The organism is Bradyrhizobium sp. McL0616 (assembly GCF_049993385.1).
GTDB lineage: Bacteria > Pseudomonadota > Alphaproteobacteria > Rhizobiales > Xanthobacteraceae > Bradyrhizobium.
This window is the reverse complement of record NZ_CP188255.1, coordinates 7,392,360-7,412,824: the sequence shown is the minus strand read 5'-3', so window position 1 is coordinate 7,412,824 and position 20,465 is coordinate 7,392,360. Positions and strand designations below refer to the sequence as shown.

Annotated in this window: 16 protein-coding genes and 5 pseudogenes; 9 read left to right on the top strand and 12 right to left on the bottom strand. The window is 61.6% G+C overall.

The annotated features are described in order from the left end of the window. Nucleotides 1-339: 339 nt before the first annotated feature. The 3 genes and pseudogenes from ACPPVR_RS35550 to ACPPVR_RS35540 form a co-directional block, all read right to left on the bottom strand. Nucleotides 340-1,524: an extracellular catalytic domain type 1 short-chain-length polyhydroxyalkanoate depolymerase gene (locus ACPPVR_RS35550; RefSeq protein ID WP_426616248.1), complete on the bottom strand. Its 1,185-nt coding sequence runs from the start codon at nucleotides 1,522-1,524 to the stop codon at nucleotides 340-342. Then, nucleotides 1,484-2,405, bottom strand: a pseudogene (locus tag ACPPVR_RS35545) (YihY/virulence factor BrkB family protein); the annotation flags it as partial. The gene ACPPVR_RS35550 and the pseudogene ACPPVR_RS35545, both read right to left, overlap by 41 nt. Before the next feature lie 136 nt (nucleotides 2,406-2,541). Continuing rightward, entirely contained in the window at nucleotides 2,542-2,742 is a 201-nt protein-coding gene (locus ACPPVR_RS35540; protein ID WP_426611166.1) for a hypothetical protein, read from the bottom strand. Between the two features lie 49 nt (nucleotides 2,743-2,791). On the opposite strand from ACPPVR_RS35540, the gene ACPPVR_RS35535 reads away from it, so the two are divergent. Genes ACPPVR_RS35535 through ACPPVR_RS35520 form a run of 4 tightly spaced genes read left to right on the top strand, consistent with a single transcriptional unit; the run spans nucleotide 2,792 to nucleotide 4,843 of the window. After that, complete coding sequence (locus ACPPVR_RS35535; RefSeq protein ID WP_426611165.1) at nucleotides 2,792-3,418, top strand: phosphatase PAP2 family protein; 627 nt, start codon at nucleotides 2,792-2,794, stop codon at nucleotides 3,416-3,418. Nucleotides 3,419-3,420: 2 nt separating this feature from the next. Continuing rightward, complete coding sequence (locus ACPPVR_RS35530) at nucleotides 3,421-4,026, top strand: cupin domain-containing protein (RefSeq protein WP_426611164.1); 606 nt, start codon at nucleotides 3,421-3,423, stop codon at nucleotides 4,024-4,026. Then, nucleotides 4,023-4,370 (top strand): DUF3147 family protein, encoded by a 348-nt coding sequence (locus tag ACPPVR_RS35525; RefSeq protein WP_426611163.1) that lies wholly within the window; start codon nucleotides 4,023-4,025, stop codon nucleotides 4,368-4,370. Before ACPPVR_RS35530 ends, ACPPVR_RS35525 begins: the two co-directional genes overlap by 4 nt. Continuing rightward, nucleotides 4,367-4,843, top strand: coding sequence for a DUF3147 family protein (locus ACPPVR_RS35520; RefSeq protein ID WP_426611162.1), 477 nt, complete (start codon nucleotides 4,367-4,369; stop codon nucleotides 4,841-4,843). The genes ACPPVR_RS35525 and ACPPVR_RS35520 overlap by 4 nt, the downstream gene beginning before the upstream one ends. Nucleotides 4,844-4,860: 17 nt before the next feature. Here ACPPVR_RS35520 and ACPPVR_RS35515 read toward each other — a convergent pair whose 3' ends face one another. Beyond that, nucleotides 4,861-5,376, bottom strand: coding sequence for a ferritin-like domain-containing protein (locus ACPPVR_RS35515; RefSeq protein ID WP_426611161.1), 516 nt, complete (start codon nucleotides 5,374-5,376; stop codon nucleotides 4,861-4,863). Nucleotides 5,377-7,110: 1,734 nt separating this feature from the next. Then, nucleotides 7,111-7,365 (bottom strand): annotated as a pseudogene (locus ACPPVR_RS35510) (hypothetical protein); the annotation flags it as partial. A 363-nt stretch (nucleotides 7,366-7,728) separates the two neighbouring features. Here ACPPVR_RS35510 and ACPPVR_RS35505 point away from each other — a divergent pair. From ACPPVR_RS35505 to ACPPVR_RS35490, 4 genes and pseudogenes are all read left to right on the top strand, one after another. After that, nucleotides 7,729-7,938, top strand: coding sequence for a hypothetical protein (locus ACPPVR_RS35505; protein ID WP_426611160.1), 210 nt, complete (start codon nucleotides 7,729-7,731; stop codon nucleotides 7,936-7,938). 140 nt (nucleotides 7,939-8,078) lie between these two features. Beyond that, the gene (locus tag ACPPVR_RS35500; RefSeq protein ID WP_426611159.1) at nucleotides 8,079-9,155 is read left to right on the top strand and encodes a glycosyltransferase family 4 protein; all 1,077 of its coding nucleotides are present in this window, start codon (nucleotides 8,079-8,081) and stop codon (nucleotides 9,153-9,155) included. Between the two features lie 56 nt (nucleotides 9,156-9,211). After that, nucleotides 9,212-10,152, top strand: a pseudogene (locus ACPPVR_RS35495) (L,D-transpeptidase family protein). Between the two features lie 104 nt (nucleotides 10,153-10,256). Continuing rightward, a complete protein-coding gene (locus ACPPVR_RS35490) occupies nucleotides 10,257-11,567 on the top strand; it encodes an NRAMP family divalent metal transporter (protein ID WP_426611158.1) in 1,311 nt (436 codons plus the stop codon). Here the strand turns inward: ACPPVR_RS35490 and ACPPVR_RS35485 are convergent. The 6 genes and pseudogenes from ACPPVR_RS35485 to ACPPVR_RS35460 all read right to left on the bottom strand — a co-directional run bounded on the left by ACPPVR_RS35485 (nucleotide 11,564) and on the right by ACPPVR_RS35460 (nucleotide 17,882). Continuing rightward, nucleotides 11,564-12,928, bottom strand: coding sequence for a carbohydrate porin (locus ACPPVR_RS35485; RefSeq protein WP_426611157.1), 1,365 nt, complete (start codon nucleotides 12,926-12,928; stop codon nucleotides 11,564-11,566). The genes ACPPVR_RS35490 and ACPPVR_RS35485 overlap by 4 nt on opposite strands. A 1,368-nt stretch (nucleotides 12,929-14,296) precedes the next feature. Further along, a complete protein-coding gene (locus ACPPVR_RS35480) occupies nucleotides 14,297-15,187 on the bottom strand; it encodes an SDR family oxidoreductase (protein ID WP_426611156.1) in 891 nt (296 codons plus the stop codon). Between the two features lie 201 nt (nucleotides 15,188-15,388). Next, nucleotides 15,389-15,945, bottom strand: a pseudogene (locus tag ACPPVR_RS35475) (DUF4142 domain-containing protein). Between the two features lie 81 nt (nucleotides 15,946-16,026). Beyond that, entirely contained in the window at nucleotides 16,027-16,197 is a 171-nt protein-coding gene (locus ACPPVR_RS35470; protein WP_426611155.1) for a hypothetical protein, read from the bottom strand. A 38-nt stretch (nucleotides 16,198-16,235) separates the two neighbouring features. Continuing rightward, nucleotides 16,236-17,411 (bottom strand): zinc-dependent alcohol dehydrogenase, encoded by a 1,176-nt coding sequence (locus ACPPVR_RS35465; RefSeq protein WP_426611154.1) that lies wholly within the window; start codon nucleotides 17,409-17,411, stop codon nucleotides 16,236-16,238. Nucleotides 17,412-17,624: 213 nt separating this feature from the next. Then, nucleotides 17,625-17,882, bottom strand: coding sequence for a DUF6894 family protein (locus ACPPVR_RS35460; RefSeq protein WP_426616247.1), 258 nt, complete (start codon nucleotides 17,880-17,882; stop codon nucleotides 17,625-17,627). A gap of 52 nt (nucleotides 17,883-17,934) precedes the next feature. Here ACPPVR_RS35460 and ACPPVR_RS35455 point away from each other — a divergent pair. After that, a pseudogene (locus ACPPVR_RS35455) lies at nucleotides 17,935-19,135 on the top strand (ISL3 family transposase); the annotation flags it as partial. 240 nt (nucleotides 19,136-19,375) lie between these two features. Here the strand turns inward: ACPPVR_RS35455 and ACPPVR_RS35450 are convergent. Next, nucleotides 19,376-19,579: a hypothetical protein gene (locus ACPPVR_RS35450; RefSeq protein WP_426611153.1), complete on the bottom strand. Its 204-nt coding sequence runs from the start codon at nucleotides 19,577-19,579 to the stop codon at nucleotides 19,376-19,378. Nucleotides 19,580-20,465: the final 886 nt, after the last annotated feature.

The following is a 20,465-nucleotide window of genomic DNA, read 5'->3' as shown; positions in this document are numbered from 1 at the left end:
TAGCGGGCCTTCGCACGTTCGCGTGTGAACTGGCTCTCATGAAGTCGCGTATGGATGAGCCGACGACGTTATCTTCTTGAGTTCGTGCAGCAGCCGGAACATGCTCATGGCGGCAGGGGTCACGAAGATGTCTACCGCTTTCCATCCGGTCCGAAAGCCTTGCCCGCTCTGTGGCAAGCCGATGAAGCGCCCCTCCGACGAGACCAAAAAGGGCCGCGACAGGTACGTCTGCACGAATTGCGACGGCGTCGATCCTTTGGAGAACCCGGCCGCTCGCCGGTGGGCCGAGAGCCCGCTAAAGCCGCCAGGCAAGTGAGGCGGCCCAAATAGATTTCGCTTCTATGGGAGCAAATTATCGAGAAAGAAGCGGAGCATTTCTCTCGTCGCATCGGGCCCATCCGGGTCGGTATAGGAGCCCGCGGGACTGCCTCCCGACCATGCGTGTCCGGCGCCATGGATTTGCCAATGCTCCAGGATCGTGCGCCCGCCAGCTTCGGTATGCACCGTGCGCGTGTAGGCGTGCCCTCCTGGCACTTGTCCGCGGTGTTGTTTCGTCTTCGTGCCCGTCGCACCGATGGACTGTCGGGCGACTTGGCCGCCGTTGTTTGGATGCACCGTAGTGTCACGATCGCCGTGGAAGACGATTGTCGGAATGGCCTTGCCGTTGCCTCGTCCTGCTCCGGACCCGCCGCCTTGCCGCATCGCGAGCAGCGCTGAGGGGAGGTCCGTGGCGGCCCCGCAGGCAAGTCCCGAATGTACGCCGATCGCAGCGAACAGGTCGCCGTATGTCGATCCCATGACGGCGGCGGCCGCGGCGCCGGCCGATAGTCCACCGACGTAGACGCGTCGCGGATCGACCGAATGGTCGCGCATGATCTGGCGGGTGATGCGTGCGATGAGCGACGGTTCGCCTCCGTCGCGTTTTTGGTCGGCCGAACGAAACCAGTTCCAACATTTGGCCTGGTTGGCCTCCGCGCGCTGCGCAGGATAGACCACGAAGCAGGTTCGTTCTTCGGCGATGAAGTTCATCCGCGTGCCGGCGGCGAAATCCTCCGGCGACTGCGTGCAGCCGTGGAGCATGACGACCAGCGGAATGGCCTGTCCGTGATAGCCGCTGGGAATGAAGAGCCGGTAGGCGCGGGTCCCTGCGGAATTGCTAAAGTTGCCTTCAACGAATCTGGCGCCCTCCGGCACGATGTCCGCTGTGGCCGGTAGGGCGCGTCTTAGCGATCCTCCGAGTCCGAACGCGGGGAGCTTCATGGTCGGATCGACGGGCGTATGGACGGTACGGTGCGGACGCCGCGTTTCTGCGGCGGTTGCCTTGGCGTCGATGATCGGCGGTTCGCTCCCAGCGCGGGCCGAGGCGATGTTTGTGGGCGAGGTTGCGCTCGGTGCGCTCTCGCCCCGAAGCATGCCTTGAAGGAGTGCGGTGGCTTCGACGAGCCGGCCGGAGCGCGTGAGGCGTGTGGCTTCGCGAACGATGTCCTCTGACGCCGAGCGGCTTCCGCCTGCCGGTCGTCGTATCGCGCGCGGTCTGGTGCTCCATCTCGGTTGTTGAGCTCAGCGCCGAGCAGGATCACGATCGCGGAGATCCAGAGCCAGGTCATGAAGCCAATGGCCGCGCCCAAAGATCCGTATGTCTGATTGAAAGTGCCGAAGTTGGCGGCGTAGAACGAGAACAGGCCGGACGCGGCGAGCCAGAGCAGGGTCGCGGCCGCGCTGCCCCACGTGATCCACGTCCATCGGGGCGCCTCGCGGCTGGGGCCAAAGCGGTAGACGCAGGCGATGACGAGAGCCAGCACGACGAAGAGCGCCGGCCAGCGGCCGATCCGGATCAGGAGGTCGGCGGCGTTCGACAGACCCAAATGTTGCAGCATGACCGGGACGACGACGACCGCGCCGAGCGCCGCCATGATGAAGGCAATCCCGCCGACGGTGAATCCTAGCGACATCGCGTTGAGTTTGATGAAGCCGCGCTTTTCCTGCTCGCCGTAGACGATGTTGAGCGTGTCGAACAGCGACTTCATCGCGGCGTTCGCGCTCCAGAGCGAGATGGCGAGCCCGATCGCGAAGGTGAAGCCGAGGGTACGGTCGCCTTTCGTGGCGACCCGCCTCAGCTGCTCGCGCGCCACCTCGACGGCTCCGCCCGGGATGAAACCTGCGACGTCGTCGAGGTGCCTGGCGATGCTCCCTGGATCCGAGAAAAGGCCATAGATGGCGACGAGCGCCGCGATCGCGGGAAAGATCGCGAGCAGGCTGTAATAGGTCATGCCAGCGGCGAGCGCGAGGACGCGATGGTCGCCGATGTTGCCGTAGACGCGCCAGAGGATGTCCTTCCAGCCTCGGGCGGGTATCTCGGCAGGTGAGGTCGCTTGGCGTCCGCGATCTCCGCCTTCGGTCGCGATGTCGGCTGGCGTGGCGTTCCGCGCGCCCCGACGTAGGGAGCGATGGTGCCGGACATGGTCGGTTCAACGAGGGCAGCTTCCGACTGTTCCTTGGGCTGTCCAGCTCGGCACGCTCCGTATGATCTGTTCTCCCGCCCTACTTCGGCTCGACCTTCAGCAGAGGAGCCGTCGGCAGGACGCGCGCACCGACCGACGCTGCAGCCTTCTCGTTCATGGCGCCGGGGTTGGCATGGACAGCGCCTGAGTCTTTCGTGTCGAACATCAGGTAGCCGACCATCGTGGAGAGCAACGCCATCCGGACAGCCGTCAACACGGACTGCCGCGATTTCCTCTTCATGTGCCCTCCGATCTCGCTTCCCCAACAATGGGTTGCACGCTTGGTTCCTATGCGTGAGATCGAACCCGGAACCGGTTTTGGAGTTATGAATCACAAACCGAAGCTAGGAGAACAGATGGCCCTTGCGACCGTCAGACCCACGAAGCTGGACGTGCTGATCGCGCGAACGGTGGCGCGGAAAACCAATCATCGCGCCGAGGCGGTCGCGCGCCGACTGACCTGGGGAGCCGACGAGAAGATCCTGTTGGCTCTCGCCGCCGCGGGCTGGTTGGCGACCCGAAACAAGGGCGAGCCGCTGCGCCGCGCCGGCAGCCACGCGCTGCTGGTTGCTGCAACCACATCGCTGCTGCCGCATCTGATGAAAGGGGTCTTTGACCAGGCGCGTCCGGATCGAAGGACCGTGCTGGGCCATGTTCACGGGGTCTCGTTCTCTGGCAAGCGTGAAGATGCCTTTCCACCCGGACACGCGCTGCACATGGGCGCGCTCGCATCGGCGGCGGGTCCGCTGCCGATTGGACCGAGGCGTGCGATCCGGGCACTGGCGATCGGGCTTTCTCTGACGCGCATCGTCGTGTTGGCGCACTGGGCCAGCGACGTCATCGCCGGCTCGCGCTCGGGGCCGTACTCGAACGGATGCTTCGCCTGTGGACCGGCTATCCAACCAAGGAGAGGATGATCATGCCGATACTTGAGGACCTGAAGGAATACGCCGAACGCGCGACCGGTCTTCGTCGCCCGGGCAAGCGTGAAGCTTCCGACCTGACGCGCTCAAGGAAGCCGCACGCTGTCCGGTTCAAGGACGACGGCCTGGTTCCGAACCATCCTCGCTGGCCTCTGATTCTCTACCGAGGCGCCATCGACCTCAGCGGTAGACACGATCCCGCGGCGGTGTTCGAGGACCTCTTCGCGGCCAACGGCTGGAGCGATAGTTGGCGAGACGCGATCTACGACTATGTGCATTATCACTCCCGGATCCACGAGGTGCTCGGCGTCGCGCGCGGCAAGGGACGGGTGCGCTTCGGAGGCAGTAAGGGGCGCATATTCACGCTGAAGGCGGGGGACGTCGCCATGCTGCCGGCCGGTACCGGCCACCAGTGTCTGTCCGCGGACAAAGATTTCCTCGTCGTCGGCGCCTATCCGGCAGCGGGCACCTATGACGAATGCACGACGGTCGAAGATCGTCCGCGCGCGCTCAAAACGATTCCGAAGGTGCCCGTCCCGCGCAAGGATCCAACATACGGGACGGATGGCCCTCTGTCGAAGTTGTGGAAGAAGCCGAAGTGACCGAGTACGTCGTCCGCTTCCTGGTCGGTGGCGTCATGGTATCGGCGTTCTCGATGCTTGGAGACGTCCTGAGGCCAAAGAGTTTCGCTGGCCTGTTCGGAGCGGCGCCCTCGGTCGCGCTGGCGACGCTCGGGATCGCGATCTACCGGCACGGCGCGACCTACGCGGCCACACAGACCTTTTCGATGATGGCCGGGGCGGTCGCGCTCGTCGTCTCCAGCGTCGTGGTGTGTCATCTGCTGATGCGCGCGCGGATGCGCGCGTTGCCGGCAACGTTGCTGTCGACCGTCCTCTGGCTGATCATGGCCTTCGGTCTGTGGGCGCTCGCGGGAGGCCGGGCATGACAACGCCAATCAAGGTCACGATCTCGTCGTTGCACGAAGGCCGCTGGTATGAATATCTGGTCCGCTTCGCGCTGGGTGGCACCGCGACAGTGTTCGCCGGGCTCGTCAGCAGTCGCTGTGGCGCTTCGATCGGAGGGCTCTTTCTTGCGTTGCCGGCGATCTTCTGTGCGAGCGCGACCTTGATCGAGAGCCACGAAATACGGCGCAAGCGGGAGGCCGGTCTCGAAGGCAAGCGGAGAGGGCAGGAGGCCGCGGCGCTCGATGCCGCCGGCGCCGCGCTGGGAGCGCTCGGCATGCTGACTTTCGCGGGGGTGTTCTTTATTCTTGTGGAGAGGAGCGTGCCCAGTGCCTTCGTTTGCGCGGCGCTGGCGTGGCTGATCATTTCGGTCGCCGCCTGGTTCGCGCGGCGGCGGCTTCGCGTCACGCGCGCGGCACAACGAAACAGCGGCCCCGCGAGGTCGCGGAGCCGCTGAGACGACCGGCGACTGGTTTAGGCCGCGGTTGAGGCATTCGCGCTGACGCCCTTGCGCAACGCCACCGTGTTGAGCTTGTTATTCGCTGCCTTCTCCTCGTTGAGGTTGGTCGTCAGAAAGCGTACGATTTCGTCGTGTCCGAGTTCTTCGGCCCACGCGATCAGCGTGCCATAGCGGCACATTTCGTAGTGCTCGACGGCCTGCGCGTTCGCCACGATGGCAGCGTCCAGCACGGCCTTGTCCTCGATCTCGCCGGCAGTCTCGTCGGCTTCCTTGATGATGCCGTCGATGGCGGGGCACTTGGTGCCGCGCGGCTCCTTGCCGAGTTTAGCGAAGGCTTTTTCCAGCCGCTCGACCTGCTTCTTGGTCTCTTCCAGATGGTTCTTGAGGCCTGTTATCAGGTCACGGTTGGTGGCCTTGTCGATCATCTTTGGAAGCGCTTTGAGGATTTGCTGCTCCGCGTAATAGATGTCCTGTAATCCATGGATCAACAGGTCTTCCATGGTTTTGATGTCTTTTGTGAAGAAGCCCATAATCGATCTCTCCTCTCGCAATGATGGCAATCGAACGCGGTTGGAAGGTCGCTGTTCCTGAGCGCTGCGCTTAGATCCCGAACGAGAGCAACGTAACGAAGCCGACGTCGACCTCGAAAATTGGCAGAAGACTAATACGCACTAAGGGAGCGCTCCGTTCTCGATAGGAACACACCCTGCCACGTTTCGATTAACCCGGGGCAGGAAGACCATCCAAAGCGCGGGAGCTGAGAATGAACAAATTACTGGCGGTAGCTGCTGCGGCGTTCGCTCTATCGACTGTCAGCGCCGTAGCGCAGCAGGCCGGCTCGCCGAGTGGACGAGGGGCGGTCAATGGTGATCCCGCGGCCAGCTCAACGACGCCGAGCAGAGACCCGCGCGGCACGACAGGCGTATCCCCTAGCTCGCGCAGCGGAAGTGGTACCTCCACTTCTGGCGGGAAAGACGAGACGGGCGATCAGGGCCGAGACAAAATGCCGGCCAGCAACATGACTGTCAGGCCCGAGAGTCAGCAGCCTGAACGGCCGCACTAACGCCCCGCGCGCTGCAACTGGCGACTTCAGTCTCCAGCCAAGTCCAGAACCTGGCGGGGCCGACCGTTAGCGGCGAACGCCCGGCGCGCTTACAGCGTCCGTGCCAGCAGTACTGTTGGGTAATGCAGTGTTTGCGCCCTGCGCCGCCGCGCTCTGCTCGCCGATACAGAGTCCGATGTTGTGCGCTGGGTCGGTGTTCTAGTCGGCGTATATGAGCTTGCGTCGAGTTCGAATTTGCGGCGGAACACGGGTGAAAGGCAATGCCTTGGGCCATGGTTGGATTGAGTATCGCGACGACGGCGGCGAGAGGGTGTATCGCATCACTCCGAACGGCGCAGAAGAGATGCGGAAGCAGATGGCTTTGCCTTGGTCTTAGCGGACACTGACTGCCGTTTTCTTGCACTCGGAGCCTGACAGCCAAGTAAAAAAGACCCCCGGAGTCGGACCGAGGGTCTTCACCGCAGCTAGGGGTACATCCGTCCCAATGGTGCAGGTCGTTAATTCTTGTGCACTTCAGTAGTGCCGGCGGCATTTTCGCTATACGTTTCTTGATCGGGTATCACATGGCCGCTGAGCGCCTCGCTATGTCGTCTTCACCTACGCTTATCCAGCCGCTTGAATCCTTCCCAGACCTTGGGCACCGGCGCCGAACCATATGAGCGACAGAAGGCTGAAAAATGCAGCATATGTCCAATCAGAGCGGATGCATATCGGATGGAAGTCGTTGGTGATGAGCAATACGTAAATATTTCGGTGGCGAATCGGCCGGCTCGGGCGCTGATTTGACTTACCCGACCCGTCACGCCGGCTCCCTCCGTCACAGCGACGAAGACCCTCTCAGATCGGCAGGCCGAGTTGCTCATCTTCCTCGCTCTCACCTTGCAGCGAGGACAGCGACACGCCCAGGAGACGCACCGGCTTTGGGGAAGGCACTCAGGGTGCAGGCTCCCGAGTGACTATTAGTATTCAGGTCAAGCCGATTGCGATTGATCCGGAGGCGAAATGATCGGCAAATCGATCAGGAAGCGACTTCCCTTCTGATCTTTGGCGACGGTCAAATGACCCTGAAGCTGCCGCTGTCATTCGGCGTGGGGTTCCGACGCCGATCGGCGCCGGGGTCACTGGTCCCACATTAATAAAATCAACGCTTGGATCCGTGCGTGCGCTGATTGAGGGGGGCAAAGTTGGATCAGTATTCACAGGCCTTTCCGCGCCACACGCCATTGTCGTCCTTCTTCAGAGACGTGACATTGTTGTAGCCCGCTTCCTCGATCTTCGATTTGGCTTGGCCTTCGGTGAAACTGTTGGCACCCGAAACCGGTTTATCGGAATTGTTCTGGCCGGAGCTGTTGACTGCGTTGTTGTTCGGCCGATCGGTCGCAGGTGGATTCTGCGCAAACGACGGAGCAGCGAGAAGCGAAGCAGAAGTCAGCAGCAGAAGAAAAGTCCTGTTCATGTTGTCCTCCAGTAGTAGCTCTCGCCAACATCTTCTCAGCCAACATGTTCCAAGTTTTCCCGGTCGATCCAAGAACATGAAACGAGGAGTGGTGCCTACAGCTCTGGAAAATACTGGAAGGTTCGTCGCTCGCGGCGGCACCAGCTTTTCACTCGGTCCCCTCTTAGCCTGCGGGCGGAACGCAGCCCGCAAAGTCAGTTGGACAGCCTACGGCGATGGCCAACTCCAAGTGTCTCGCGAGCCGTAACGGCCTCGATACGGTCCATCTCCGTCACTGGGTTTAAGATTTTCGGGAAAAACTAGAAACCTCCACTCGGGCGATGAGTTGCCGTCCCACGATGTCAATTTTGTTGGACCCGGAACATGGTCGACGAAGCCGCGCTGCGGCGAGCGGTGGATACAACTTGGTCCCTCTATCGGGCGAAGCAGCGCGACGTGGATGCCGCGGACAGCCGGCGTTGTCTGCTGCAGCGCCACCTTCGAGGAAGATGGGAAGCGCGCGTGAGCGAGGTCGAAGAACTGACCGGCTTCGGCCTGGCCTACTTGAACAGTCTCCCCAAGGACGAATGTTGAGGCTTATGGAGAAGCTCGTCAGGCAACTGGTGGTAAGCACCGCGAGGCCGGACTGGACGCTTTTGATCATCTCCGAGCTCGTTTCGGCTGCCATCATGCTGATCTTCCGATCGATGTTTGCAGTCTAGGGGATCGGCAAGATGCGTATCGCTCAGCTTGCTCCCCTCGCCGAAAGCGTTCCCCCAAAGCTGTACGGCGGCACCGAGCGGGTCGTGGCGTGGCTGGTGGACGAGTTGGTAGAGCTCGGTCACGACGTCACTCTGTTCGCGAGCGGTGATTCCCGGACAAAAGGCAAACTCCATCCCGTGTGGCCACGCGCGCTGCGCCTCGGGCGCAAGGGCGTGGACCCCAATGCGGCTTGTGCCGTGCTGCTGGAGGCCATCGCCAGGCGCGCGAAAAACTTCGACGTGATCCACGTACATATCGATTGGTTGCCGCTTCCGCTGCTCAGCCGGCTCGGCGTGCCCTTCCTGACCACCATGCATGGTCGGCTAGACCTCCCCGGCCTGCCGGACGTGGTGCGGGAGTTTCCCGGCGCCGGCTTCGTCTCGATATCCGAGCACCAGCGCGTGCCGCTTCCGGAGGCGAATTGGATCGCCACGATCCAGCACGGGCTGCCTTCGCACCTCTTCCGCCCGTCTTTCGATGAGGGATCCTATCTCGCTTTCCTTGGTCGCCTCACGGCGGAGAAAGGTCCCGAGGACGCAATCCGGATCGCGCGGGCGGCCGGCAAGCCACTGCGCATTGCCGCAAAGATCCCGCGCGGTGAGACCGGATACTTCAAGAAGAAACTGGAGCCGAACATCGATGGTCGAATGGTTCAGCTTGTGGGGGAAGTCGACGATGCGAAGAAGCAGCCGTTCCTTGCCGACGCAGCGGCCCTCCTATTCCCGATCGATTGGCCTGAGCCGTTTGGTCTCGTCATGATCGAGGCGATGGCATGTGGAACGCCCGTTATTGCCTACCGATCCGGATCCGTGCCGGAAGTCGTTGAGGAGGGCGTGACGGGTTTCATCGTCGAGAACGAGGACCAGGCGGTAAAAGCGGTTGGAGAGGTTGGCCGTCTCGACCGGAGGGCAGTGCGCGCCCGCTTCGAAGCGCGCTTCTCCGCAAGTCGGATGGCGCGAGAGTATGAGCGCGCCTACCGAGATTTGATCGCCGATGCCGGCATGAAAAAACCGGACCTTCGCCCGGGTGCTCAGCCATCAATACCATGAAGGATTTGGCGATGAGGCCTCGAAAAGTGAAACACATCATTGTTCTCCTGGCCGTGATGGCCGGCCCGGCGGTGCGGTGCGCCGAAATGGGCGCGGCTGCTATCGATGCCGCCGAACCGTCGAAGAAGATTTTGTCGAACGAGAAGCCGACGCCGGCGGGGGTTCGGTTACAAGTCCTGCTCGACCGGGCCCACTTCTCGCCAGGCGAGATCGACGGCAAGTTCGGCGAGAATGCGAAGAAGGCCCTACGCGCCTTCGCGGAGGCGCGGCAATTGCCAAACTCGGACGTTCCAAGCGAGGACGTCTGGAACTTATTGCGCGCGGACGATCGGCGGGTCACAGCGAACTACACGATCACCGAGCAGGATGTCGCCGGACCTTTTCCGAGCAAGCTCCCGTCAAAGATGGAGGAAATGAAGGACTTGCCGAAGCTCGGTTTCACCAGCCGCGAGAAGGACTGGCCGAGAAGTTTCACATGAGCGAGCAACTGCTGGCGGCGCTCAATCCCGGACAGCACTTCGACCGCGCCGGCGACAGCATCATCGTGTTGGATACCGGCAATGCAGAGATCGGCGCGTCGTCCAGGGTCGAGGTCGACAAGAGCCTGCAGACGGTGAAGCTATTCGACAAGTCGAACGCCCTTATCGGCTTCTATCCGGCAACGGTCGGGAGCGAGGAGAAGCCGTCGCCATCTGGCACTCTGAAGGTGACCGAGGTCGACCGAAATCCGACCTATCGCTACAATCCGGACTACCATTTCAAGGGCGTTCGATCCCGAAAACCTTTCACCATCAAGCCGGGCCCCAACAATCCGGTCGGAACAGTGTGGATCAACCTCACCGCTGAAGGATACGGCATTCACGGCACACCCTCGCCCGACAAGGTTTCGAAGGCGGAATCCCATGGCTGCGTCCGTCTGACGAACTGGGATGCGGAGCGCGTTGCTGCGAGCGTCGCGAAGGGCACTCCGGTCGCCTTCGTCGACGGCTCACGATGACCCCGACTGCGTGAGAACGACTTCCGCCGGTCAGGCCGACGAGTTTTATTGAGCTACAGAGTTGGAGCGGGCTGTTTACCGCGAACCATTGGAGGAGGATCGGAATGGATGCGTCCGTCGAACCAAAGGTTCAGAAGCGAAGGACATTCCGCATCCGGAACTTTCTGTCAACGTTGGGTCCCGGTCTCATCACCGGGGCTTCTGACGATGATCCGTCCGGGATCGGCACCTATAGTCAGGCCGGCGCGCAGCTCGGCTTCGGCGTCGGCTGGACCATGCTGCTCTCATACCCGCTCATGGCTGCGATCCAGGAGATTTCGGGGCGGATAGGGCGGGTGACCGGTCACGGCATCGCCGGCAACGTCTGCCGAAACTTCGGCGCTGTTTACGTCTGGAGCCTGGTGGGGCTGCTGTTCGTGGCCAACACCATCAATATCGCCGCCGATCTTGGGGCCATGGCGGACGCCCTCAAACTTTTGATCGGCGGACCCGGCGTCGCCTACGTGGTTCTGTTCGGCGCCGTGTCGGTCGTCGCGCAGATCTTCTTCAACTACGACCGGTACGTCTCCGTGCTGAAGTGGCTGACGCTCAGCCTGTTCGCCTACGTGATCGCGCTCGCCGTCGTGAAGGTGCCCTGGGGCGAGGCTCTGAAGGGCATTCTGATTCCCCACATGAGTTTGGATGCCGCCTTCTTGACGACCCTCGTCGCGATCCTTGGCACGACGATATCGCCGTATCTCTTCGTATGGCAGTCGTCGCAGGAAGCAGAGGAGCAGCGGATCGACGACGATAAAAAGCCTTTGAAGAAGGATTCGTCCGACGCGCCGGAAGAATTCCGACGAATCCGGCTGGACACCTTGATCGGCATGGCCTTTTCCAACCTGATCGCGCTTTCCATCATCATCACGACCGCAGCGACGCTTCACGCCCAAGGCAAGACCAATATCGAAAGTTCGGCGCAGGCGGCCGAGGCCTTGAAGCCGATAGCAGGTCCCTTCGCCGAGTTCATCTTCGCGCTCGGCATCGTCGGCACCGGGCTTTTGGCCATTCCGGTCCTTGCCGGGTCTACCGCCTATGCCGTCGGGGAGGGCCGTCGCTGGAAGGTCGGTCTGTCGCGGAAGCCGAAGGAGGCCATTGCATTCTATAGCGTGCTGGCTCTCTCCGGCCTGTGCGGAATCGGGCTCAACTTCACACCGATCGATCCGATCAAAGCGCTCTATTGGAGCGCGGTGGTCAATGGCGTGCTCGCCGCGCCCGTGATGGTCGTCCTGATGGTGCTCGTCCGGAGGCCAAAGGTCATGGGCGAGCTTGTCGTCACCGGCCCCCTGTACTGGCTGGGTTGGGCTGCGACCGCCGCGATGGCTCTGTGCATCGTAGGCATGGCCGCCACGATGTTCATGAGCACATCGTCTTAGAACTTGAGCGTGGTCCTGAGACCGAACACGGACGCGTTCTTGAGAGGCTTGCCGGCGAGCGGACTCGCGGGCAGTGTGGCGCCCCCGCCGGGATGAACGACGTATTGGAAATTGGGCTGTACCGTCCAGCCGTCCTTGACCTGATACTGGTAGACGGCAGTCACCAATCCTTCAAAGCTGCGCACCGGCCAATTCGGATTCACCAGCGCCCGATAATCCGCGTCGAGCGCCTGCGCTCGTTTCGAGACGTGGGCGTAACCCGCGGCGATCCCGAACTTGTCGTCAGGACGGTCGTCGCGCAAGCCGATGAACTCCACGCCCGCATCCGCGTAAAGATCAATCAGGTTTCGATCGGCTGGCGCGCCGGCGGCTCTTGCGAACACGCCGATCCCGCGATCATCGCTATGAGGCACGCGGTAGACCTGCTGCTCGACAACCGCCCACCCGCCGACATCCCCGGACAATAGCAAGGGCTCGCCGCTGCTGGCGGCAGCGGCGAGCGAGACTCCGTTCGACGCGAGCCGCTGGTCCGCGAAGGAGCCGAAGTGCCGCCAGCCTCCGAACTTGATCTGGCCGGTCAGGTTCGGATCGCCCTTCTTGTTATTCCAGGCATACTGAATCTGGCCGAGGAGCAGCGGTGGATCGTTGACACGAAAATTTACGCCGTAGCGGTTGCGCTCCTGCGGATCGCCCGGACCGGGTCCGGCCTGGTCGCCATCGAAGATTCCGCCAAGCACAGCAAGCTGATCGGTCACGTTGACGAGCAGCCGGGCTCCCATCGCGGCCAAAGGCGGCGAAGGCCCGCCGCTGGGCAGATTGAGCGAGGTGATGGCTGGCCAACCCATCGAGGCGTTGGTGAACACGTCCGTGTACTTGGTGTTGAAGAATTCGCTGTCCGCGGCGAGTTGGCCCAATTTCAGCGAGACCTGCTTCGCGCCCCACTGCTTCTCGAAATAGGCTTCGTACAGACGGGTCGACGGCAGAGCCTCGATCCCGCTAACGACGAAGAAGTTCTGCAGGTTGCTGCGCGACAGCCCGTCGCCGTGGATCTGGAACATGTTGGCGTGAAAGGTGAGCTTGTCGATCCCAATCAACTTCTGCAGATCGACGTCGACGGCGAGATTCAGGCGGCCTTCGTAGATCGCGCTCTGCTTCAATCCTCCAGACGCGTTGCCGAGTGCCTCGCCGATGTAGGTTGCCGCGAATTTCACGCCGTACCGCTGCAGCGGATTGGGGAGAAGACCTAGCGTCTTCTCTTCCACCGTGCTCTCGCCCGTGTCGGGATCGGCCGGTTTGTCGTCGTCGGTCTTCTTATCCTCCTGCCCAATGGCATTGGTCGCAAGGAGCAAAACAACCGACATTGAAAGCGCCGCTTGCCGATATGCCCTCCTTGGTCGAGTCACGGGAACTCCTTATCCTGGTAGCTTCAGGACTTGCCTGATCTTGAAGTCCAAGTCCACCACTCACGGGGCGAGCAGTGAGCATCACAAGTTCCGAGACACTGTGCACTGCGCCCCGAGGCGACAACTGCCCCGGTGCCTGATGGTAAAGAGCAGCACTGAGGGGCGTGCCTCCGTTCTTATCGGAATGGTCCAGGCATTTGCCAATTTTTCCCGACCGCGATTACTTCCTTTTAGTTGATCGGGGATATAACGGCGGGATCACTTCTGATGACCCAATGCCCGCAGAAAAAGATCAAGAAGCCCGACAGGTCACCTTCGAGCATCCGTTGCCCGCTCAAATGATGGCCATTGATGGCACGTAGCGTCGCGCGTGCCTGCGTAGGGATGTCTCAGATGTTGGGGCGAAGCTTCAAGTCGAGACCTCGATTGAGGGGTTGTCGTCGACAGTCGTGCTTCTCCCTCAAGCCCTCAGCCGGGACCATTCCTTATCCACGAACCTTACTAGAGAAACAATTGCGATGCCGTCTCACTGGCCGTTGGTGAAGCGATGGACAACGCCGGACCGAAGCGGGTTCGGGACTGGCTCGCGGACTCTGGCTACATGCCGCCAGAGACGCGCAATTACGTCTCCGACCGAAGAGCATGAGCGTTTGATGGAGATGGCCGCGCGTGGCATGCGTCCCGACGAGATCGCCGCTGCGCTTCAACGCACGGAAAAAGCTATTCGCGCCCGTGCCTGGCAGCACGGGATCCCCCTCGGAAATTTGACCCAAGAGGACGCTGAGTAAATCGGTTCCTTTGCGGGCCGAAGCTGCTGGCCTGGTTAGCCGCGGGGGAAAGTGCGGCACTCGTTCTTCGACGGGCTACGCGAAGACCTTTGACCGGGCGCGTCGACATTTTCGCTTAGCGCGGACGCTGATGGCGGCCGAACTATAGGCGAGAGGGGCGCTTTGTCTATTTGCCTGAGGAGGACGCCTATTACGAATTCCATAAAGTATGGAGCTCTCTCGCGCCCAGGGAAGACTACCCTGGCCGTAAATTTTTTTTGTAAAAACCCAACTCGGCCTCATCTTTTCGGATCTGCATCCCAATCGCGTGTAGATAACTGACCACCAGCGACGGCACTCCTCTGCTTGCAATCTCTATCAGGCGGCCATCCTCTGGATTGTCCCGGCAAATCTTCCGTCACATGAGCAATGCTCTTGTTCGTTACCTGAAAAACGGCCAACAGCGCACTCTCAGCCTCCTCTCTAACTCCATCATAACGGGCAGCACGGAATCTGGACTGGACCATGGAGAGATGGCCGTCCGCGCATGCCGTAGGCGTTACGGCTGTCCCGATCCGCCCGCGGAACCATAGACTTGCCCGGTCGCATAGCTGGCATCGGCCGCCGCGAGCTGCACGTAGATCGAGGCCAATTCCGCTGGCTGGCCGGGACGACCAAACGGTGTCATGCCGCCAAATTTTTCGAGCTTTTCCATGGTTGCGCCGCCGGAGACCTGGAGCGGCGTCCAGATCGGGCCCGGTGCGACGCCATTGACACGGATGCCCTTTGAGGCGAGCTGCTTTGCCAGCGACTTCACGTAATTCATGGTCGCTGCCTTCGTCTGCGCATAGTCGTAGAGATCGGGCGAGGGATCGTAAGCCTGCTCAGATGTGGTGCCGACGATGCAGGATCCGGGCTTGAGATGCGGCAGCGCGGCCTTGATGATCCAGAACGGCGCGTAGATGTTGGTCTTCATCGTCGCGTCGAAATCCTCCGACGAGACGTCGAGGATGGAGGCGCGCGTCTGCTGCCGCGCGGCGTTGCTGACGATGATATCGAGCCCGCCCAGGCCCTGCACGGCCTGCTCGACCAGCTTCTTGCAGAAGGCTTCCTCCTTGAGGTCGCCGGGAATCGCCAGGCCGGTGCGGCCTTCCTTCTTGATCAGGGCGATGACCTCTTGTGCGTCTGGCTCCTCCGCTGGCAAATAGTTGATGGCGACGTCGGCCCCCTCGCGCGCATACGCAATCGCGGCGGCGCGGCCCATTCCGGAGTCGCCGCCGGTGATCAGCGCCTTGCGGCCGGCCAGCCGTCCGGAGCCCTTGTAGCTTGTCTCGCCATGATCTGGGCGCGGCTCCATCTTGCTGGCGAGGCCGGGCCAGGGCTGCGACTGCTTCTTGAACGGCGGTTTCGGATAGCGGGTGACGGGATCGATCAGGTCCTGCTCGGCCATGGCAGTATTTCCTTTCGCTGTTGAAGACGCCAGCGAGGCCGCAGCGAGCGTCGCGCTCGCCGCGTGAACGACGTGCCGGCGGGATACTGAAATCTTGTTGTGATGTGCCATAAGAGTCACAGCGTTTTTGCAATCCTAACCAGCGGAGACGAGCATTGTTGCTAACGGAGACGCCGGCGGAGCCGACGTCCTTCGGAAGGTTTACTTCGTCGACTGTCCGACGCTAGGCGCCTTGCCGAGTTCCTGTGCCATGTCGAGGTGATGGCCCAACGCCGGAAGCGTCTTGCCGGCCCAGTCCTTCAGTGCAGCATTGTCGCCACCGTTCGCGTAGCGCTCGAACAGCGACACCGCATCCTTATGCGCGCTCACCTGGTAGGAGTTGAAATCCGAGCTAAAATCCTGGCCCGTCGCGCCCTTGAGCTTGTCGAGCTTGTTCTTCTGGTGCGAGCTGTCGAGCGCGGTCGGCAGGGTTGCCTCCACCTTGCCGTCGCCGACAGGAGTCTTGAGCTCGCTGCTGGTCTTGGTGTGATCGATAACCATCTGCTGTGCGAAGCTCTTCTCCTGTGCGTTGCCTTTCTGCTCGGCGAGCTTGCTCGATTCGATCTCGAACATGTCGCTGACAGCGACTTCCTTGACAAAATCAGCGGTCGCTGGCGCAACCCGAGCGTGGAATTGACGCCGGTCTTCTCACCGAGCGACTGGGCGAGCGCCGGGCCTGCGAGGAGCACGCAGGTAAAAGGGATGATGGTACGTTTCATAGGCCGGTCCCTCTGATTGTCTACGCGGCCGTTGCCGCGCGGATCGTTGCGGCGACCAACACGGACCTGGGAACGAGGTTCCTAATCCGCCCGATTGCGGCTGGTGCGCGGATTGATCGTACCAGTCGATTTTCGCCGCAGCCGTTCCGGAAGGAACATCTCGGACGGCGCCGCCGACGGCCCGGCGCGCACGTCGGGATGGTGCGGGGCCCGCTCATGCGGCGGCTGGTTGGTGTTGATCTGGTGCTTCACGTCGACGCGCACGACGGGGCGGGAAGCGACGCTTCCGGCTAACGTCCTGGTCTCATTACTACCTTGATGACGCCGGCCTCTTTGTCGCGGAATTTCTGGTACATCTCGGGCGCCTCTTCGAGGTTGGCCGGATGTGTCACCACAAAGCTGGGGTCGATTTCGCCCGCAATAATCTTGGCGAGCAGTGGCTTTGTGTATGCTTGGACATGAGTCTGGCCGGTCTTGATGGTCAGTCCCTTGTTCATGGCGGCGCCGAGCGGGATCTTATCGCCCATTCCGACATAGACGCCCGGAATCGAGACAGTGCCCGCCTTGCGACAGGCGATGATGGCCTGGCGCAGAACATGAACGCGGTCCGTCGCCAGGAATGTTGCGGCCTTGACCTTGTCGAGCACCGCGTCCGCCGAGCCGTGGCCTGATGCTTCGCAGCCGACCGCATCGATGCAACTGTCCGGCCCGCGCTTGTTGGTGCGCCTCATCAATTCCTCATGGACGTCGGCCTTGGAGAAATCGATGATTTCGGCACCACCGGCTTCGGCCATTGCTAGGCGCTCCGGCACTTCGTCGATGGCAATCACCCGCCCAGCTCCGAGCATGAGCGCGGAGCGGATGGCGAACTGGCCGACGGGACCGCATCCCCAGATCGCGACAGTGTCGCCCGGTTCGATCTGCGCATTGATGGCAGCCATGTAGCCGGTCGGAAAGATGTCGGAAAGGAACAGCGCCTGCTCATCCGTGATATTGTCGGGAATCTTGATCGGCCCGATGTCTGCCATCGGCACGCGCAGGTACTCGGCCTGTCCGCCCGAATAGCCGCCCAGCATGTGGCTGAAGCCAAAAAGCCCGGCGGGCGATTGGCCCATTGCCTTGGCCGCAACCTCCGCATTCGGATTGGTCCGGTCGCAGCAGGAGAACAGTCCTTGCTGGCAGAACCAACAACCGCCGCAACTGATCGTGAAGGGAACAACGACTCGGTCGCCGATCTTCAGATTTGTGACTTCCGAACCAAGTTCGATCACCTCGCCCATGTTTTCATGTCCGAGAATGTCACCGCTCTCCATGGTCGGCTGGTAACCGTCAAAGAGATGCAGGTCCGAGCCGCAGATGGCGCAAGCAGTAATCTTGATTATCGCGTCACGCGCATGCTGAATCTTGGGATCCGGAACCGTGTCGACGCGAACATCGCCTTTGCCGTGCCAACAGAGTGCACGCATGGTCAAATCTCCATTTTTGGGGACGGCATGCGCATTCTCAGGTCATGTCGTGCAGACGCAACAGGAGAAAGGGAGGGATGTTCCTAACCACGTGATACGGCGCAGTGCGACAAAGCGAATGACGACGAGCTGCAAAAGGTGGCGCTTATGGCCCGCGTTAACCGGGCCGGCATTTAGGCGGCTGGAGCTGACAAGTCCGCCAGCTGAGGCGGCCTACTTCATTTTCCTCGACCCGATGCTGATGAAGAAGATCGGCCTCCGCGCAATATCAGTCACCTCTATCGACCACCGCTGGCCTGGCCGAAATCTCCCGTCGATATCCTTGAATAGTTCGCCCGCAAACATCGTTGCGTGTTTCCACGCCGCCTCATCGTTTGGCAACTCCTCGCCTTCAGTATCGAAACTGGACTCTACGTTGTGAACGTTGAAAAATTGACCCCCAATCGGCGCCCAAGGCTGGCTCTGACTCATTTCTGATGAAGTTCGCCGACGACTGTGGTTCTTCAAACGGAGAATCGGCGCCATGCGGACAGGCTTTCGAATTTCATCGCTAGTACCGAGTGGTTTGGTGTTTGATGGCGTAAGTGATTCAGAGGATTCGGTTATTCTGGCTGTTCGGTCGGAGGCTGCCAATGCCCTTTGTGCGCGACAGCATCGCGCCGAATCCATAGCCGTTACATCCGGCACGTGGCCGATTTGCCATCTGCGGGCAGAAAGGTGCGCCTCCGATTGCTCACGCGACGCTTCACATGTGAGGTGCCGCATTGCCGCCGGCGGATCTTCGCGGAGCGGTTCGGAGAGGACATCGTCCCGCTTCGACGGCGCCGGACGGCACGGCTGGAATGCATCGTCCATCACCTGGGGTTGGCGCTCGGCGGCCGGCCGGCGGCAAGCTTCGCCAAGCGGCTCATGCTGCCTGTCAGCAACGATACCTTGCTGCGGGTGGTCCGCCGGCGGACGGCGATGCCTACAGATCCATTGCTTGTTGTGGGCATCGATGACTGGGCGTTCCGGAGAAACCATCGGTACGGGACCATCGTGTGCGATTTAGAGCGTCGGCGGATCGTTACCCTGCTGCCCGACAGGGAACCTGCGACCGTTCGGGCGTGGCTATCGAAGCACCCAGGGATTAACATTGTGTCGCGAGATCGCGGTGGTGGATACGGCGATGCAGCAGCCAAGGCGCTGCCGAACGCCATCCAAGTCGCCGACCGCTGGCATCTGATGGAAAATGCGAGCGCGGCCTTCCTTGATGCGGTGCGCCGCTCCATGAACAGAATCCGAACTGCAATCGGAGCGACGACGATCAATCCGGAACTGCTGACCTGTGCGGAAAAGCTGCGCTATCAGGGCTATCTGCGGCGCCAGGACAGCCATGCCGCAATTGCGGCTCTCGTCAGCGACGGTGTGCCACTCAAGGAGATCGTCCGCCGCACAGGACATAGTCGCAATCTGGTTCGCCAAATTAGCCGCGGCGGCGGTACGGATATGTTCCGCACCTGCGCGTGGTGGCGGAATGGGCGACGCGACGGCGGCGTGCCGAGACTATCAGCCATCAACAATTGCAGAAGGTCCCCGCCGCCAGGACGATAGCGCAGCTGATGACGACGAAGCGCGACCACCTAACCAAGGCCGAGACCGTCACGCTTGCCGTCATCGAACAAAACGTTCCTATGCTGGCCGACGCCCAAGCTCTTGTTGGCCGCTTCCACGCGATGATCCGAAAGAAGGCCGGGATGGAGAAGCCTTGTCCCTTCAAACGGCGCCAGAGTTCAGCACCGTTGCGACAGCCGCCTGTCCAGACGCAGCAAACGTCATGGCGCCGCAAACGCAGTGTACACTTTTGTGCTCGCGCAAGTTGCGGGCATGCGGAGGTCTTATGAGGTAGGGAGCGACCGCAAGCACCATTACACTGAGTCCGTTACAGTGTGAGCGTGAAGCAAGCGCTCGGTGGCGAACGCCAGCTAGGTCATGTCGAATTCGTCCTGGAGTTTGCGCACTTCTTCGCGGAGTGCCGCCTCGGCAGATTCATCCAGAGGCTTTTGCCGGATACCGCCGAGCTCCGAACTTGAAATGTAGCCCTTCACCCGGATCAGCTTGAGGCCGGTGACACCTGAGCGCTCTTCTAGTTTTTCGGCGAGTTCGTGCTGGTAGAGGATTGGTTTCAACTGGGTCTCCGTTTGCGTCGCGTGGGTGGTTAGCAGCCGCGAGATATACTCTTGATCTTTTTGTCTAGCGCGATGTCGGCGCGGATCGCGTGGCCGTTCGCAGAAGGATTTGTAGCGCCGGGTGGAATCACCGTCGAGACGCTCTGGCGATTGGGGCGTCGCGTGCTCTTTGCGTGCGCCGATTCGGCGACAAGAGCGAAAGCCACGTCGATGGACGCAATCGACCTCAGCAATTCTTGCAAATCTTTTTCACTGTCTGGTCGACGTGGGTATTCTCCTGGTCGATCTTGGCGTCGGTGTCCCTTTGATCAGTGGCTGTTGGCCGACCGATCCCGCCAGCAGGTGCGGCCCCCTGCGTATTGGCGGCCGGCGTTCCCGACGAGCCGGCTGTCCCTGCGGCATTCGTGCCTGGCGTCGTTACGACGCCCGTACGGTCACCAGTGGCCGTTCCCTGGTTGGACCCGGGTGGGGGCGCGGGAGTGGTATTGGCGATGCCTGTTCTCGCATCGGTAGTTCCCGTTGTTGGGTTGATGTTTGCATTCGGGGCAGCAGCGGACGGGCTTGCCGTCGAGCCCGAGTTCGCCGTCCCTGCTGCTCCCGCACCGGACGGAGATGTGGTGCCCGAGCCTCCCGTACCCGCAGAGGACGCGGCCCCGCCAGCGCTTCCGCCGGCAGATCCGCCGGCACTACCACCGCCGCCTCCGCCGCCCCCGCCTTGGGCGAACGCTGCGCAGGGGATGACGATAGCCAGTACAAGTGCAGTGCGCGAGGGCTTCATGGCGCGGCTCCTTTAGCGACCAAGCTGGCTTTGCGCATTTCGTTCCTATTGCGGGGGTTTGGACGAGCTGCCCCTATGCAACGTCGAGCGCGCGCGCTTGGCGGGAAT

Coding starts and splice junctions, on each gene's coding strand:
- ACPPVR_RS35500 (WP_426611159.1), top strand. CDS start 8,079: ATGCGTATCGCTCAGCTTGCTCCCCTCGCCGAAAGCGTTCCCCCAAAG.
- ACPPVR_RS35535 (WP_426611165.1), top strand. CDS start 2,792: ATGCGTGAGATCGAACCCGGAACCGGTTTTGGAGTTATGAATCACAAA.
- ACPPVR_RS35460 (WP_426616247.1), bottom strand. CDS start 17,882: ATGAGTCAGAGCCAGCCTTGGGCGCCGATTGGGGGTCAATTTTTCAAC.
- ACPPVR_RS35515 (WP_426611161.1), bottom strand. CDS start 5,376: ATGGGCTTCTTCACAAAAGACATCAAAACCATGGAAGACCTGTTGATC.
- ACPPVR_RS35480 (WP_426611156.1), bottom strand. CDS start 15,187: ATGGCCGAGCAGGACCTGATCGATCCCGTCACCCGCTATCCGAAACCG.
- ACPPVR_RS35505 (WP_426611160.1), top strand. CDS start 7,729: ATGGTCGACGAAGCCGCGCTGCGGCGAGCGGTGGATACAACTTGGTCC.
- ACPPVR_RS35465 (WP_426611154.1), bottom strand. CDS start 17,411: ATGCGTGCACTCTGTTGGCACGGCAAAGGCGATGTTCGCGTCGACACG.
- ACPPVR_RS35490 (WP_426611158.1), top strand. CDS start 10,257: ATGGATGCGTCCGTCGAACCAAAGGTTCAGAAGCGAAGGACATTCCGC.
- ACPPVR_RS35520 (WP_426611162.1), top strand. CDS start 4,367: ATGACAACGCCAATCAAGGTCACGATCTCGTCGTTGCACGAAGGCCGC.
- ACPPVR_RS35485 (WP_426611157.1), bottom strand. CDS start 12,928: ATGTCGGTTGTTTTGCTCCTTGCGACCAATGCCATTGGGCAGGAGGAT.
- ACPPVR_RS35530 (WP_426611164.1), top strand. CDS start 3,421: ATGCCGATACTTGAGGACCTGAAGGAATACGCCGAACGCGCGACCGGT.
- ACPPVR_RS35540 (WP_426611166.1), bottom strand. CDS start 2,742: ATGAAGAGGAAATCGCGGCAGTCCGTGTTGACGGCTGTCCGGATGGCG.